This is a genomic window from Arthrobacter sp. EM1 (assembly GCF_029964055.1).
Lineage (GTDB): Bacteria > Actinomycetota > Actinomycetes > Actinomycetales > Micrococcaceae > Arthrobacter.
Window position 1 is genome coordinate 3,107,842 of record NZ_CP124836.1, and the last position, 14,701, is coordinate 3,122,542.

The window sequence follows — 14,701 nt, forward strand, 5'->3', positions numbered from 1 at the left end:
GGATCTCCGGTGCGACCACAGCCGCACTCTCCCCGTGACAATCTGTTTAATCGATCGCACTGCATCAAGCTCGGCATGTAGGCTTTCTTGACAAGAATTGTCACAATATTATCCTTAGTCTATTCACTGGCATATTTGCTTGAGTCTTACTTGTGACATCAAAAATTGGGGGAAACATGAGAAGGAAGTTCCGTCTAATGATCGCTATGCTCTGCTGCGCTTTGGTAGGGCTCTCGACGCCAACAGCGGCATCAGCGGCATCGTTCGCAGAAGCGGGCGAGCCCTCGGCAGGACAACAGGCAATCGCAATGGATAACCTCCGCGAGCATATTGCGGCTGACCCCACCGACTTCCAAGAGCGGATGAACATCCTGGATGACGCGCCGGCAATCGACACGTATCTCGAGCGGTTCGATAACGTCGACGTCGACCAGCAGAAGGCGTTCTTCGCGGCCTCCATGCCGACCGAGGCGTTGCGCAGTTTTGTTGACATGACCAACAAGGGCGCCCTCGATATCAGGGTGACTTCAATGTCCGACGGCACCCTGGCCACCAGCGTCGAGATCGATCCGACATACGGCTTCACGGCCCCAGCAAAAAATCAGGGCGAGACGACGGCCCTTCCTTCATGTCCATCAGCGTGGGCTGCGTTCTGGGCCTGGTATGCAACGGAAGCAGCGTTCTGCGGCGCAATGGGATTCTTCGGCCCTGGAGCCGCTCTCGCTTGTGCCCTGGCCATGGGCTTGGGCGGAACAGCCCTCGACTTCAACCGCGGTTGCTAGGATCGAACTAATGAACCAAAAAATCCGAAATGGTCAAACTAAAGACGCTTACTGGCTACTCCTAAGCTTCTTTTTCGCTGCTGGAGTCGTTGTCATTGGCCTTGCCGAGGGGTTGATTCTACTCGGAGCGGCAATCGCACTCGTGGTCGCCATCGTCGGCCTCACGGCTCTGCATGGACAGTTCAGGAAAGACGTTTTGCGGCACATCTCAACTGCCTCACCGGGCGTCGGCGTCACGGCGGCCACCGTCGTTGCCGTTGCCGTCCTGCTGCGCGGCACTGATTCCGCAGTTTGGGCCGTCCCGCTGCTGGCCGTCGGCGCCTCAGTTGGCCTTTACATGTGGCTGCGCCGTCATGGGCGCTACGACGAGTCCGCTGCAGTCTAAGGTCTGAACACCGGTCCGGCCGGGTCCCCGCTAGACCTCCGCCACAGGCGCCGCGAACTGCGCCGCGTACAGCGCGGCGTATGCCCCGCCGGTTTCCAACAATGAAGCGTGGTTCCCCTGCTCGACGATCTGGCCGGCCTCCATCACCAGGATGAGGTCGGCGTCGCGGATGGTGGAGAGGCGGTGGGCGATGACGAACGAGGTCCGGTCCGACCGCAGCGCGCTCATCGCCTTCTGCACCAGGACCTCGGTCCGCGTATCCACCGACGATGTTGCCTCGTCCAGGATCAGCACCGAGGGCCGGGCCAGGAACGCCCGGGCAATGGTGAGCAGCTGCTTCTCCCCCGCCGAGACGTTGGCGCCCTCGTCGTCGAGCACGGTGTCGTAGCCCTCCGGCAAGGACCTGACGAACCGGTCCACGTAAGTGGCCTTCGCCGCTTCCATGATCTCCGTCTCGGAAGCGGAAGGCCGGCCGTAGGCGATGTTGTCCCGGATGGTCCCGCCGAACAGCCAGGTGTCCTGCAGCACCATGCCCATCCGTGAGCGCAACTCGTTGCGGGTCATCGCGGTGACGTCCACGCCGTCCAGTGTGATCCGCCCGGCGTCGAGCTCGTAGAAGCGCATCATCAGGTTCACCAGCGTGGTCTTCCCGGCTCCGGTGGGGCCCACAATGGCCACAGTCTGCCCCGGCTCGGCCACCAGATTCAGGTCCGCGATCAGCGGCTTGTCCGGCGTGTACGCAAAGGACACGTCCTCGAACACCAGCCGCCCGCGCTTGGACTCCGGCGCGGCCCCGGGAACAGGATCAGCCGACTGCTCCTCGGTGTCCAGCAGCTCGAACACCCGCTCGGCGCTGGCCACACCGGATTGCAGCAGGTTCGCCATGGACCCCAGCTGGGCCAGCGGCTGGGTGAACTGCCGGGAGTACTGGATGAACGCCTGCACGTCTCCGAGCTGCATGGCTCCGGAAGCCACCTGCAGCCCACCCACCACGGCGATCCCCACGTAGACCAGGTTCCCGATGAACGTCATGGCCGGCATGATCAGCCCGGAAATGAACTGCGCGCCGAAGCTCGCCTGGTACAGCTCCGCGTTCTTCTGCCGGAACGTCTCCTCCACCTCGCGCTGCCGGCCGAAGACCTTCACCAGCGCGTGCCCGGTGTAGGTCTCCTCGATCTGGCCGTTCAACTCACCGGTGTGCTTCCACTGCGCCACGAACAGTTTCTGCGAGCGCTTGGCGATCAGCGCTGTCGTCACCAGCGTCAGCGGAATTGTCACCAGTGCGATCAGCGCCAGCGTGGGCGAGAGGATGAACATCATGATCAGCACGCCCAGCACGGTCAGCAGCGAGGTGACGGCCTGGCTGATGGACTGCTGCAGGCTTTGGGAGATGTTGTCCACATCATTGGTAACGCGGCTGAGCAGCTCGCCACGCTGCACCGAGTCGAAGTAGCGCAGCGGCAGCCGGTTGATCTTGGCTTCGATCCGCTCGCGCAGCCGGAACACGGTGCGCTGCACAATCCCGTTGAGCACGTACGCCTGCACCCAGCTGAACGCCGAGGCCAGCACGTAGAGCACCAGCGCCCACAACAGCACTGAGGACAGCGCGGTGAAGTCGATCCCAACCCCGGGCGTCAGCGTCATGGCGCTGAGCATGTCCGCTTTTTGGTTCTCCCCCGCGGCGCGCAGCTGGGCGATCAGTTGGGCCTGGCTCACCCCTGCGGGCAGCTGCTTGGACACGACGCCGGCGAAGATCAGGTTGGTGCCCTCACCGAGGAGCCGCGGGCCGATCACCGAGAACGCCACGCTCACCACCGCGAGTCCCAGGACCAGGGTCAACCACAGCCGCTCCGGGTGCAGCTGGCCGAGCAGCCGCTTCGCGGACGGGCCGAAGTTCATCGCCTTCTCCGCGGGCACGTTCATCCCGGCAAAGGGTCCGCCGTGGCCGGGGCCGCCGCGCGGACGGGGAATGCGCTCGACGGCGGCAGGTCCGCCGGGTTTCCCGGTTCCCCCGCCGGGCACCCGTCCGTCAGCTGCGGTCCGCGGGCCGGTGCTGTTGGTGCCGCTCATGCTGCCTCCTCCGCTGCGAGCTGGGAGTTCACAATCTCCTGGTACGTCTCCGAGGTCTCCAGCAGCTCCTCGTGCGTGCCGTCCGCGACGATCCTGCCGTCGTCGACGACGAGGATCTGGTCCGCGTCCACAATGCTGGAGACCCGCTGGGCGATGATCACCAGGGTGGCGCCGGCGGTGTGCTCCTTGAGCGCCCGCCGCAGCCGGGCATCGGTGGCGGTGTCCAGCGAGGAAAAGGAGTCGTCAAAGATGTAAAGCTCGGGCCGTTTCACCAGCGCCCGGGCGATCGCGATCCGCTGCCGTTGCCCGCCGGAGACGTTGGTGCCGCCTTGGGAGATGGCCGCATCCAGCCCGCCGTCCATCTCGCGGACAAAGTCCTCCGCCTGCGCAATGGACAGCGCTTGCCACATTTCATCCTCCGTGGCGTCGGGTTTGCCGTAAAGCAGGTTGCTGCGGACGGTCCCGGAAAACAGGTAGGGCTTCTGCGGGACCAGGCCGATGTGCCCCCAGAGCAGGTCCGGGTGCAGCTGGCGCAAGTCCACGCCGTCGATCCGGACCGAACCGGAGGTGGCGTCGAAGAGCCGCGGCATCAGGTTCACCAGGGTGGTCTTGCCGGAACCGGTGGCACCGATGATCGCCGTCGTCTGCCCCGCGCGGGCGGTGAAGCTGATCCCGGACAGGACCGGCCGTTCGGCACCCGGGTAGGCGAAACCGACGTCGCGCATCTGAAGCTCACCGCGGCCGGTGCGCCCGGAAAAGTCGACCGGATGCTCCGGCGGGCGGACGCTGGACTCGGTCCCGAGCACCTTCCCGATCCGGTCGGCCGAGACCGCGGCGCGCGGGATCATGATCGCCATAAACGTCGCCATCATAACGGACATCAGGATCTGCATCAGGTAGCTCAGGAACGCGATCATGGTGCCCACCTGCATGGAGCCGTCCTGGATCCGGAACGCGCCGAACCAGATCACGGCCACTGAGGAGACATTCAGCACCAGCATCACGGTGGGGAACGCGAGCGCCATCAGGCGGCCGGCGCGCAGTCCGGTGTCTGTGACGTCCGCGTTGGCCCGGCCGAAGCGGGCGCTCTCCACGTCCTCGCGGACGAAGGCCCGCACCACCCGGATGCCGGTGAGCTGTTCGCGGAGCACCCGGTTTACGGTGTCGATCCGGGTCTGCATCAGCCGGAAAAGCGGCACCATCCGGATGATGATGAGCCCCACGGCGACCAGCAGCACCGGCACGCTGACCGCGATCAGCCAGGACAGCTGCAGGTCCTGCCGCATCGCCATGATCACCCCGCCGATGCTGAGCATGGGCGCGGTGACCATCAGGGTGGCGGACATCAGCACCAGCTGCTGGACCTGCTGGACATCGTTGGTGGAGCGGGTGATCAGGCTCGGCGCGCCGAAGTGGGTGACCTCCTGTTCGGAGAAGGCCGCTACCTTACTGAAGATCGCCCCGCGCACGTCCCGGCCCAGCGCCATCGCCGCCTTCGCCCCGAAGTACACGGCGGCGATGGCGCACACGATCTGCAGCAGGGTCACCAGCAGCATCACGGCGCCGGTGCGCAGGATGTAGTCGGTGTCCCCCTTCGCCACACCCTGGTCGATGATGTCCGCGTTCAGCGTGGGCAGGTACAGCGACGCGATGGATTGCGCCAACTGGAAGACGACGACGGCGAGCAGCAGCCGCCGTTGCGGCTGTAAGTATTCAACGAGCAGTTTCCAGAGCATCCGAACTCCAAGCCACGTGTCACACAAAGTGATTCGAGGCTCAGTTTACGTCCGGATGCTTGGAACGGACGGGGTTCCTCTGAGGGCTGATCCGGGTTGGATCTCAGTCGACCGCGGCGCGGACGTCGCCCTCTTTGTGCCCGCCCTCCTTCTTGCCGAACGGCAGCACTTTGAGCAGCGGATGCAGGACAGCCATGACGACGAGGCCCCAAGCGAGACCAAGGACGGCCGAGCACAGGGTGTTCACAAGCCAGGCCAGGAAGCCGCCCACCACCGGGATCCCGGCGAAGGGAGCTTCCAGGACGTGGACCAGGTCATACGGCAGGTGCCAGCCAAGGTCGTAGGCCCCCTGGAGCATGATGTGGCCGCCGACCCACAGCATGGCGACCGTCCCGATAACGGTGATCGTGTTCAGGACGGCGGGCATGCCCTTGACGAGCAGCTCGCCGAAGCGCTGGGAGCCCGCCGACTCCTTGGTGGTCAGGTGCAGGCCGATGTCGTCCATCTTGACGATGAGCGCGACGGCTCCGTACACGCCCACCGTGATCGCGAGCGCCACAATCACCAGGATGACCGCCCGGGTCCACAGGGACTCGGCGGACACCTCGTTCATCGCGATGACCATGATCTCGCAGGAGAGGATAAAGTCCGTAGTGATCGCGCCCTTGGTGACCTTGGCCTCCGCCTCCGGGCCCCGGTCGACCGCCGGCGTCTCTTCATCGGCCTCGTGGTGGCCGCGGAGCTTATGCCAGACCTTCTCGGCACCCTCATAGCAGAGGTAGGTGCCGCCCAGCATAAGGATGAACGGAATGACCCCAGGGATGAAGGCGCTGATGAGCAGCAGCGCCGGCAGGATGATCAAAAGTTTGTTTCGCAGCGAGCCCCAGAAGATCCGCTTGATCATCGGCAGTTCGCGGGACGGGTCCGCCCCGGACACGTACTGCGGGGTGACGGCGGCGTCGTCAATGACCACGCCCGCTGCCTTGGCCCCCGCCTTGGCCGCTCCGGCTGCGACGTCGTCCACCGAGGCGGCCGCAATCTTGGCCAGGGCTGCGATGTCGTCCAGAAGGGCGACGAGACCGCCGCTCACAGCTCGCTTCCGGACTGCTGGAGGGCGTACGGCTGGACGAAGTTGCTTCGGTCAAGGCGCGTGATTGGCATCCTCGAATTATATGGTGGCGTGTAGCCCGTCGACGCTGGATCTGGACCGGGCCGGCTCGGTAGCGTGAAGGGCATGAACATCAGACTTGAGAACGTCGGCATCGCCGTCCGCGACTTGGAGGCAGCGATCGCTTTCTTCACCGACCTCGGTCTCGCGGTCGTTGGCCGGGACACCGTCAGCGGCGATTGGACCGACACCGCCGTCGGGCTTGACGGCAATCACGCCAACATTGCCATGCTCGAAACGCCGGACGGTCACGGCCGCCTCGAACTCTTTGAGTACATCCACCCCGATGCGATCGAGACGGCGCCCACGCGTCCCAACGAGATTGGCATGCACCGGGTCGCGTTCTCAGTTGCTGACATCGACGAGGCCCTGGAAATAGCCGCAAGGCACGGCTGCTATCCGCTTCGCGGCGTGGCGACCTACAAAGACATCTACAAGCTCACGTACGTCCGCGGGCCCAGCGGCATCCTCGTGATGCTCGCCGAGGAATTGAAGAAAAACTGAGCGCCTGGCCGGTGCGCCCGGTCGCCGGCCCGGTGTAGCTCGCGTGGTGGACACCGCGGGGACCGGAGACCCGGCAGCCACCGGAGGAAACACACGGACTGGAAAGCGCGCGTAGCCGGGGTGCCACCGTCGAAGTCGGCCGGTTTTGGGCGGCGGCGCTCGGCTGGGGTGTTTCCAGCGAGGGCCCCGGCGGCAACGAGTTTTGCGTCCTCACCCCGGGGGACGTCCGGGGCGGCGTCGCACGCCAAGTTGGGACCGGCCTGCCTCAGCGCACCACGACCACATCGGCGACGGCCGCGGGCTGCTCCAGCTCGTTGACCCGGACGGCGGCGGTGATCTTCCATTGACCCGCCACCGGCAACACGACCGCGGCCCGGTAGCTGCCCGGCGTTTCTCCGGGCTGGACCTCGGCGGCCAGCGGTCCGAGACTCAGGTTCGGCTCAGCCACACTGACCTGCGGCATGCCGAGGGGCACGATGGGAGCGCCCCCGGCGTCGGTGAGGTCGAAGGTGATGACATTTGTCCCTGCCGTGCCCGGGCTGAACCGTCCGGTCAGGTGGCCGGTGCCGAGCTCGGCAAGCACCGGGGTGCCGACTGAAGTGGATGCCTCGGCTGCCGCCGCAACCAGTTCAGCGGGGTTATCGGTGGCGCGGGGGTTCTGCAGCGTCAGGGCCGAGGTAAGTCCAACGACCAGCACCACCCCCACCGCTTCCACGCGGATGGCCAGCGCCAGCCGGGGCCAGGCGCTCCCCGTGATTCCCTCGCGCTTCAGGCGAGGGACGAGCCCGAATCGGTTCCACGCCGCAAGTGCGCCAATGATGACGACCATGCCAAGTTTGGCCAGCAGAAGCAGACCATACGAACTGCCAACGAGGGCCGCCACCGAACCGACCATCACCACGGCCAGGACGGCGCCGGTGACGCCCAGCAGGACAACGATGCCACCGGCCAGCGTGGAGAACCTGCCCAGGACCACGGCCGCCTCGGCAGCGTCGCCCTTCCGGCGTCGGGCGCGGGCGAGGTGGATGACCAGGGCCGCGAGGCCACCCAGCCAAACAGCTGCCGTCCCGGCGTGGACCAGGTCGGCGCCCATCACCAGCCAGCTGGGTCCGAAGGTCCGGGTGTGGCCGACAGGCAGCACCGAGACCAGCGCCGCTCCGGCTCCCACCGTCCCGACCCAGAAGCCCTCCCGGCGCGGCAGCAGTGGCCGCAGCAGCATCAGTGCCACCCCGGAGGCGGCAAGGACCAGGGTCAGCGCGGCAGCCCCGAACCATCCGGTGAGGACGAGAGCCGGATCCATTAGCGCGCCGAGACCCAACCCCCGCTCCCGCACCACGGTGAGTGGCACCAGCACGACGTAGGCGCCAACAGCGACGAGTGCGGCCACCCAGGGTAGCCGACGACCCGCTGCGGTGGTGCGGGCAACAAACAAGTCGAAAACCGTGAAACCCACGAGACAGAACAAGCCCAGATATCCGAAAGCGCCGAGTGCCCCGTACAGGACGTCCACCGGCCGGGTGTCACTTTCGACGATGGTCGGGACCGCTGCGCTGGCCCTGCCCACTGCGAACGACAGCACCCCGGATTCAGGGTGCGAGTCGTCGGAAACCACCCGCCAGCCAAGCACGTAGCTGCCCTCGGCGAGATCCGGTGGCAGGGTAACCCGGACCGTCGCGTCCAGCGCCTCGACAGGCACAGGGCGATGACCCCCGCTGCCGTCGTAAAGCTGAAAGCCGTCGGGGACCAGGAAGACCGGCTCGTCGAAGGCGAGTTCTACCGATCTCTGCGCAACGGCCAGCACGGCGCCTTCGTCCGGCGTCGTGGATACAAGCTCGGCGTGCGCCCATGCCGGGGCCGCGGGCACCGCCAGCACCAGGGTGAGCGCTGCGAACAACATCCCGAGGAGCCGCCGGACCAGGGGTCCCCGGGCTCGGGATTCCCGCTCCCGGGTCCGATGGGGCGTTCCTCTCGACATGATCGTCTCCTCGTTCTGGGTAGCAGTGCCGATGCGGGGCTAGCAACGCTCACCGCCGCCCGGCCTGGGGGGCCGGGCGGCGGTGAGCGTTGCTAAAATGCTAGTTGCCCGTTGTGAAGTTCCAGGTGACGGGCGTTAGCAGGTTGCCAGCGGTGTCCTTGATCCCGCTGCTGAGGGTGACGGTGTACTGGGTGTTGGCCAGCAGCGTGCCGGTCGGATTCAGCGTTGCCACCCTTGTGAGGCTGGAGTAGCTGACCGTTGCGGTGAAGGCGGCGCCGTTCGACGTCCGCTTGATAGTGAAGTTCCCGTTCGCCGTGGCCGTGTTTGGCAGACCGGTGACCGCCTCGCTAAATGTGGCGGTGATGTTCGCCGTCCGGCTGACCCTCGTGGCGTTGACCGCCGGGGTCCGAGCCGTGACGACCGGGGCGGGACCGGTGATGAAGGTCCACGTTTTGGCGGTGAGCGGGTTGCCGGCCACGTCCTTGACTGCGTTGCTCAGGGACAGCGTGTAGGTGCGGTCACTGGCCAACGGAGCGTCCGGCGTCAACGTGGCGACCCGGGTGATCGCGTTGTAGGTCACCTTCGAGGCGATGGTCGCCGTCCCCAGCTTCAGGGTGAAGTTGGGCGTACTGGCGGCGGTGGCGGGCAGGCCGGTCACGGCCTCGCTGAACGTTGCACTCAACGGTGTCCGCGCGAAGATCGTGCCCAGACCGACGCCGGTGGCCCCGGCGGCGGGGTTGGTGGTGGTGACTGTCGGGCCGGGTCCGGTGATGAAGCCCCAACTCGTCGCCGCTACCGATCCGCCCGAAACGCTCTTGATGGCCGTGGTCACCGAGAGGGTGTAGGGCTTGTCAGCGGCCAGTGCAGCCGTAGGGACGAGGGTGGCCGTCAACGTCGTCGCGTTGTAGGTCACCGAAGCCGGAACGGCCGTGTTGCCCTGCTTCAACGCGAACGAGGTGTTGCTGACGCCCGTGACTGCTTCGTTGAACGTGACGGTCGGCCGGATGTTGGTCGCCACCCCGGTCGCCCCGGATGCGGGGCTCTTAGTGGTCACCGTCGGCGTGGTGGAAGCGGTAAGCAGCGGTGCGGACACCGTGTTCCCCGCCGCGTTCCACGCCGTTACCCGGTAGGCGTACTGCCCGGTCCCGGCGGTCTTGTCGGTGTAGGTGGAGACGTTCGCCAGTGTGGTGCCGACCTGTGCGAAGGCGCCGACCGTGCCGTTGGTCAGTGGCGCACGTTCGATCCTGTAGCCGATCTCGTTCTTGGCGTTGCCCCAGGTTGTGGGATCGGTGATCGACACCGGGGTCCCGTCAGTCCAGCTCAGCAGCACGTCATTGGTGGGTCGAGTGAAGCTGACCACCGACGCGTCGGGGAGCGTGCGAGGCGTGCTGACCGAGATAGGCCGCATCATGTCCATCTCCTCGTGGCTGAGGATGTGGCAGTGCCACACGTACTCCCAGCCGAAGTTGGTCATGTCGTTGCTGATCGGGGCTATCGGGTTACCGTTTGTGTCGGTGTTGTTGAACCCGGCTTCGGACCCGTTCGGGCCGGTCGTCGAGCCTTTGGCGCCTAGCGGCATCATCGGGTTGAGTGGCCGGTTGCTGTCAGGAATGGCGAACGGGAGTTTCGGCACGATGGGACGGACCGCCACAATCGTGTCCTCCAGTGGGCTGACACGCACGGTGTCCTTCCAGCCGAGTTCTGTCGGTTCGGGCGGGATGATGATGTTGTCCCAGGTGACCCTGTTCAACACCTGCACGTCGTTGAGGTGGAAGTGCAGCGGGTGGGTGTCCACGCCGTTGTGGGTGATCTTCCAGATCTGCGTGCCGTCGGCGTTGGTGGAAATCGGGGTCACGTTGAGGCTGTTCGTGCCCTTGGTGCCGTCCAGCTTCTCCGTGACGGGGTTGACGAACGGGTAGAGAATCACGTTTTGCAACAACGGTGTTGCTCCGGGCGCCTCCAACCCGATGTTGCCGCTCATCCGGCCCCACTCGTCAAAGTTAGCCGAGTTCATCTCGTCGTGGACGCTCTTGCCCTCAATGGGGATGCTGAGCTGCGGGCCCAACAGGGTGTCGAACTTGAACGTGTCTCCTCCTTGCTCGGCGATCCTGGCGAAGCCGTCGCACTTGGCTGCCGGGTTGGCGGCCGCGTTGCAGTAGCCGCTGTTGGCGAAGCTCTTCCCGTAGGCCTGGTTGTAGGCTGCCTGGCCGACCACGATCGGGTTCTGGCTGGACTCGAAGACCCCGGCGGGGTTGCCGGCCGCGTCGGTGTGGTGATCGAAAGCCGCCATCAGCTTGCCCATCTGGTCGGCCGTGGTGTTCGGCCGGTCGAAGGCGAGCGCGGGTGCGGCGTTCGAAATCTTGACCTGCATAACCGAACGGGTGTCGGGTCCGTAACCGGGCAGGGTCGACGGAGCGCCGGCCGGGGACATGTCCGGTCCTCCGGTGTAGTAGTCGTAGCCGGGGATCCGGCCCGGGAACGCCGCCGGTGCGTCGTTGTAGAGGATCAGCGTCTTCCCCTTGTAAGCCGAGAAGTCGACGATCACGTCGGCCCGTTCGGCCGGCGCGAGCAGCAGCGAGTGCTGGTCGACGTTGCCGACGTCGAACCGGGTCGGGTCGGTGATCCACGTCGTCTCGTGGGCCGGGACCACCGCCGGGGTCGGCAGGAAGCCGCCCTCGTTGCCGATCTGGATCCAGTCAGGGCCCTTGGGGCTCTTTGTGGTGTCCGGCGTCGGTGTGACGACGGGGTCGGTCTGCGCCATCGAGACCTCGCTGGACTTCAGCGCGACCTCGGTGCCGGTGGCGGGATCGGCGACGTACCAGGAAAGGTTCCAGAACCGGTCATCCGAGCCATTGAGGATCCGGAACCGGTATGTCTTCGGGTCCATGGTCGTCGTTGGGTAGGCGGTGCCGTTCACAACCGGCGTGTCGTGGAAGGCCTCCATGCCGACCGAGTTGTTGGGTGTCGACGGGATCAGGGCCGGCTCGCAGAAGTCAGCCACGTTAGGGTCGCAGGCAGGGTCGTAGTAGGGGTTGGCCATCGGCGGGTACTTGGCGTCCTTGGCCGGCGGCCAGAACCATGGGCCGTAGAACCAGCGGCCGAACGCACTCATCCCGCTGGGGTCGCTGGGGTTCTGCGCGGGCATGTAAACGTGCGGCTGCCAGAGGTTGCCCTCACCGCCCCACTTCTTCGGGTCCCAGGTCGGGTCAAGCTGGGCCATCCGCTTCGCGCTCGGCACAAAGGTTTTGTCCTGGATGGTGAGCGAGGTCCCCATGCCGAGACCGTCGAGGGCCCCACCGGGAGCCATCAGCTTCTGCTCGGTGTCGTCGGTGATCATGTAGCCGGCTTCCTCGCCGGCGTACACGTTGAGCCGCGTGATGCCCCACGAGTGGTCGTGGTAGAACATCATCCGCGCGCTCTGCTGGTTGGTGTAGAAGAAGGTCTCCGCGCCGGGGCCGGGATCCGGCATGTCCGGCACATTGCTGACGCTCACGCCCTTCGGGTACGCGGTGTTCTCACCGGTCGGGGTGACCCACTGGTGCGGCGTGCCGTCGCTGATCCACGGGGTGATACCGCCGTGCAGGTGCAATGTGGCACGGTTCTCCGAGTAGCAAGTAGTCGGCTTCGGCGTCTCGCCGCACATCGGGTTGCGCACGCCGTCGAGGACGCTCTTCTCATCCTTCGCCATGTCCACCGGGATCTTGGTGGTGGGGTCCAGCGTCATCATGCTGGGACCGGCACCCGCACCCATCACAGAGGTGTCGACCGGAAGGAACAGGTCACCATCCACGCCGGTGGGCAGCAGGTTGCGGAAAAGTACCCGGACGGGCTTGTTCTTCGTGGCGATGATCGTGGGGCCGAGGTAGTGCGGCTTATCCACTCCGCTAAAGCTGATGGGACTGTCGGGAATGGCGGGGTCGAGGTTGGCGTTGCCGAGGGCGACCTTTTTGCCCGGGACGACGCTGGTCGAGAGCTGAACGTACCCGCGGAGCAAAGTGGCCGGCAGGTCGCGGTGGAACTTCATCCGGTACTGCACGACCGCGATCTCGTAGTAGTCGGTGCCGGGGTAGGTAGTGGTGTCCGGCACCGCGACCGGGATGTACTGGCCCAGGTCGTTGGCGTTCGCCTCTCCCTGCCCCGGAAGGGTGTCGACGAACTTCTTGATCCCCGGGGTGAGGTATCCCGCTCCGGGGGTGGTGACCACAATGTCGGTAACCGAGCCCTTGACCGCCACCTTGGCGGTGGCGCTGGCGCCCTTGTCTGGAGTGCCTACGGTGTCGGCGATCGTCACGGTCGGTGCTGAACCGTAGCCCGCGCCGCCGTCGGTGACGTCGATGCGGGTAACGCCGATGGTGGCCTCAACCTTGGCTTCCTGGTCGGGAACGGTCTTGCTGGCGTCGCTGACGGTCACGGTAGGGGCGGAGGTGTACCCGCTGCCCGCGTTCGCAATCCCGACGCCGGTGACCACGCCGTTGGCGTCCATCGTTGCGCTGCCGGTGGCCTGCTCGCCGTCTGCGAGGTCAGGCTTGGAGATGTTCACCAGCGGCTGGGTCTGATAGCCCTTGCCGCCGTCGGTCAGCTTCAGGTTGTCGACTGTACCGCTGGCCAGCGCATGCGCCTCGGAGCCCGCAGTGGGATTCCCGCCCGCCAAGGTCACGGATGGCGCGGTGAACCCGTAGCCGGTCTCGTTGACGTCGATGCTGGTGATGACGCCGGTGGCGATCTTGGCGGTGGCCTTGGCCACCGTGGTCGGGGTGACGCCGGCGGTCGTGATCTCCACAGTGGGCGGGACCACGTAGCCAGCGCCCGGGCTGGTCACGGTGACACCGGAGATGGCGCCCGTCTTCGGGTCGACCGCGGCCGTCGCTTCCGCACCCGTGCCCGGGTCGGTGATGCTCGGCGTGACGTCGGCCCCAAAGGAGTACGTGCGGTCGTGGGAGAAGTCCGGGTAGTTCGAGGCACCGAGCTTGACCGTGCTGTCCTTGGCCGGGGCGACGTTGGTGGCCAGCGTCGGGTCACCGCTCGCCGGTGTGCTTAAGGTGTCGCCATTGGCGGGGACTCCGGTGTCGATCGGAATGCCTTGGCCGTAGAAGCCGATCACGTCGTCCTTCTGCACCGTCACCGCTGGCACGGAATAGGTCTCGACCTCACCGGTGCTCACCGTCGGGGTGGGCACCTTCAGCTCATTGCTGGCGTAGACGACGGTGTACTCCCCCGCGGTGCCGGTGGGCCGGAGCACCAGCGCGTAGAAGGTGTTGCCCGCCGAGGTGGTCGGGCTCGCTCCGGCGGTGCCCTGGTTCCAGCTCTGAAAGTCGTTGAGTGTGCCGCCAGGCAGCTTCGTATGGTCGAGCACCACCAGCACCGGACCCAACTCACCCGTCGGCTTCGCGTAGTCGGTTGCGTACTTGCGCTCGACCAGCGGGTTGCCGTACAGGACCGGCGTCGGGGTCCCGACGCTGATCTTCACCATCGCGTCCGCCAACGTTTGAGGACTGTTCGCCCAGTTGGGGTAGGGGCCAAAGTAGTGGGGCACCTTCGTCATGTCTGTGGCGCTCGAGGGAACCGCGGCCTCGGCCACATCGGGCCGGAAGAGGTTGTGCATCCCCCCCAAGGGGCCGAAGCTGCTGATCAGCAGCGCGAGCGCCACGATAATGGCCGTCCTGGCCAAGCGGCGCCTCGGGGCCCGGTGGAAGGGTGGGCGGGCAGATGGTTGCATGGTTGGTTCCCCTAACAATCGGAGCGCTTTCTGACTGGATACCCCCGCCGAACCAGAGCATACGATGGTGCCACGCCTGGGGCTCGCGTACCCGCTACCCGTCTTTCCACCGCCCCTACGCAGGATCTTGGGCTGCATACCCGCCCCGGGTTGCATCATTGGGGGAACGCCACCCGGAGCGTTCAGGGCTGCCGTCTTTCCATACCTGCAACGGACCACGGCGGCCCGGTTCGCCACCGCCCCCAACGCTTGGACCGCAGGCTGCTCAGGGTCGTTTAGCCCTCATTCCTGCCGGCCTCGAATAGCTGCCCCGCCGCACGGAAGGTTTGGCTCGGAAGGCTGGGAAGTGACGATCTCGCGGGGTG

8 protein-coding genes are annotated in these 14,701 nt (G+C 66.0%); 3 read left to right on the forward strand and 5 right to left on the reverse strand.

The annotated features are described in order from the left end of the window. Positions 1-197: 197 nt before the first annotated feature. Together QI450_RS14390 and QI450_RS14395 are read left to right on the forward strand one after the other, a co-directional pair. On the forward strand, positions 198-782 hold the full coding sequence (locus QI450_RS14390) for a hypothetical protein (RefSeq protein WP_226775373.1): 585 nt from the start codon (positions 198-200) through the stop codon (positions 780-782). 10 nt (positions 783-792) lie between these two features. Continuing rightward, positions 793-1,167, forward strand: a complete 375-nt coding sequence (locus tag QI450_RS14395; protein WP_226775372.1) for a hypothetical protein — start codon at positions 793-795, stop codon at positions 1,165-1,167. 30 nt (positions 1,168-1,197) lie between these two features. Here the strand turns inward: QI450_RS14395 and QI450_RS14400 are convergent, their stop codons facing one another. The 3 genes from QI450_RS14400 to QI450_RS14410 all read right to left on the reverse strand — a co-directional run bounded on the left by QI450_RS14400 (position 1,198) and on the right by QI450_RS14410 (position 6,063). Continuing rightward, positions 1,198-3,237 (reverse strand): ABC transporter ATP-binding protein, encoded by a 2,040-nt coding sequence (locus tag QI450_RS14400; RefSeq protein ID WP_282468036.1) that lies wholly within the window; start codon positions 3,235-3,237, stop codon positions 1,198-1,200. Next, on the reverse strand, positions 3,234-4,973 hold the full coding sequence (locus QI450_RS14405; RefSeq protein ID WP_226775371.1) for an ABC transporter ATP-binding protein: 1,740 nt from the start codon (positions 4,971-4,973) through the stop codon (positions 3,234-3,236). The genes QI450_RS14400 and QI450_RS14405 overlap by 4 nt, the downstream gene beginning before the upstream one ends. A 103-nt stretch (positions 4,974-5,076) precedes the next feature. After that, positions 5,077-6,063: a DUF808 domain-containing protein gene (locus QI450_RS14410; protein WP_226775370.1), complete on the reverse strand. Its 987-nt coding sequence runs from the start codon at positions 6,061-6,063 to the stop codon at positions 5,077-5,079. A gap of 144 nt (positions 6,064-6,207) precedes the next feature. Between QI450_RS14410 and QI450_RS14415 the strand changes: the two genes are divergently transcribed. Next, complete coding sequence (locus QI450_RS14415) at positions 6,208-6,645, forward strand: VOC family protein (RefSeq protein ID WP_226775369.1); 438 nt, start codon at positions 6,208-6,210, stop codon at positions 6,643-6,645. Positions 6,646-6,910: 265 nt separating this feature from the next. On the opposite strand, the gene QI450_RS14420 is transcribed toward QI450_RS14415, so the two are convergent. Next, the gene (locus QI450_RS14420; protein WP_226775368.1) at positions 6,911-8,620 is read right to left on the reverse strand and encodes a CopD family protein; all 1,710 of its coding nucleotides are present in this window, start codon (positions 8,618-8,620) and stop codon (positions 6,911-6,913) included. A gap of 100 nt (positions 8,621-8,720) precedes the next feature. After that, the gene (locus QI450_RS14425) at positions 8,721-14,336 is read right to left on the reverse strand and encodes an Ig-like domain-containing protein (RefSeq protein WP_282468037.1); all 5,616 of its coding nucleotides are present in this window, start codon (positions 14,334-14,336) and stop codon (positions 8,721-8,723) included. Between the last annotated feature and the right edge of the window lie 365 nt (positions 14,337-14,701).

Coding starts and splice junctions, on each gene's coding strand:
- QI450_RS14390 (WP_226775373.1), top strand. CDS start 198: ATGATCGCTATGCTCTGCTGCGCTTTGGTAGGGCTCTCGACGCCAACA.
- QI450_RS14395 (WP_226775372.1), top strand. CDS start 793: ATGAACCAAAAAATCCGAAATGGTCAAACTAAAGACGCTTACTGGCTA.
- QI450_RS14400 (WP_282468036.1), bottom strand. CDS start 3,237: ATGAGCGGCACCAACAGCACCGGCCCGCGGACCGCAGCTGACGGACGG.
- QI450_RS14405 (WP_226775371.1), bottom strand. CDS start 4,973: ATGCTCTGGAAACTGCTCGTTGAATACTTACAGCCGCAACGGCGGCTG.
- QI450_RS14415 (WP_226775369.1), top strand. CDS start 6,208: ATGAACATCAGACTTGAGAACGTCGGCATCGCCGTCCGCGACTTGGAG.
- QI450_RS14420 (WP_226775368.1), bottom strand. CDS start 8,620: ATGTCGAGAGGAACGCCCCATCGGACCCGGGAGCGGGAATCCCGAGCC.
- QI450_RS14425 (WP_282468037.1), bottom strand. CDS start 14,336: ATGCAACCATCTGCCCGCCCACCCTTCCACCGGGCCCCGAGGCGCCGC.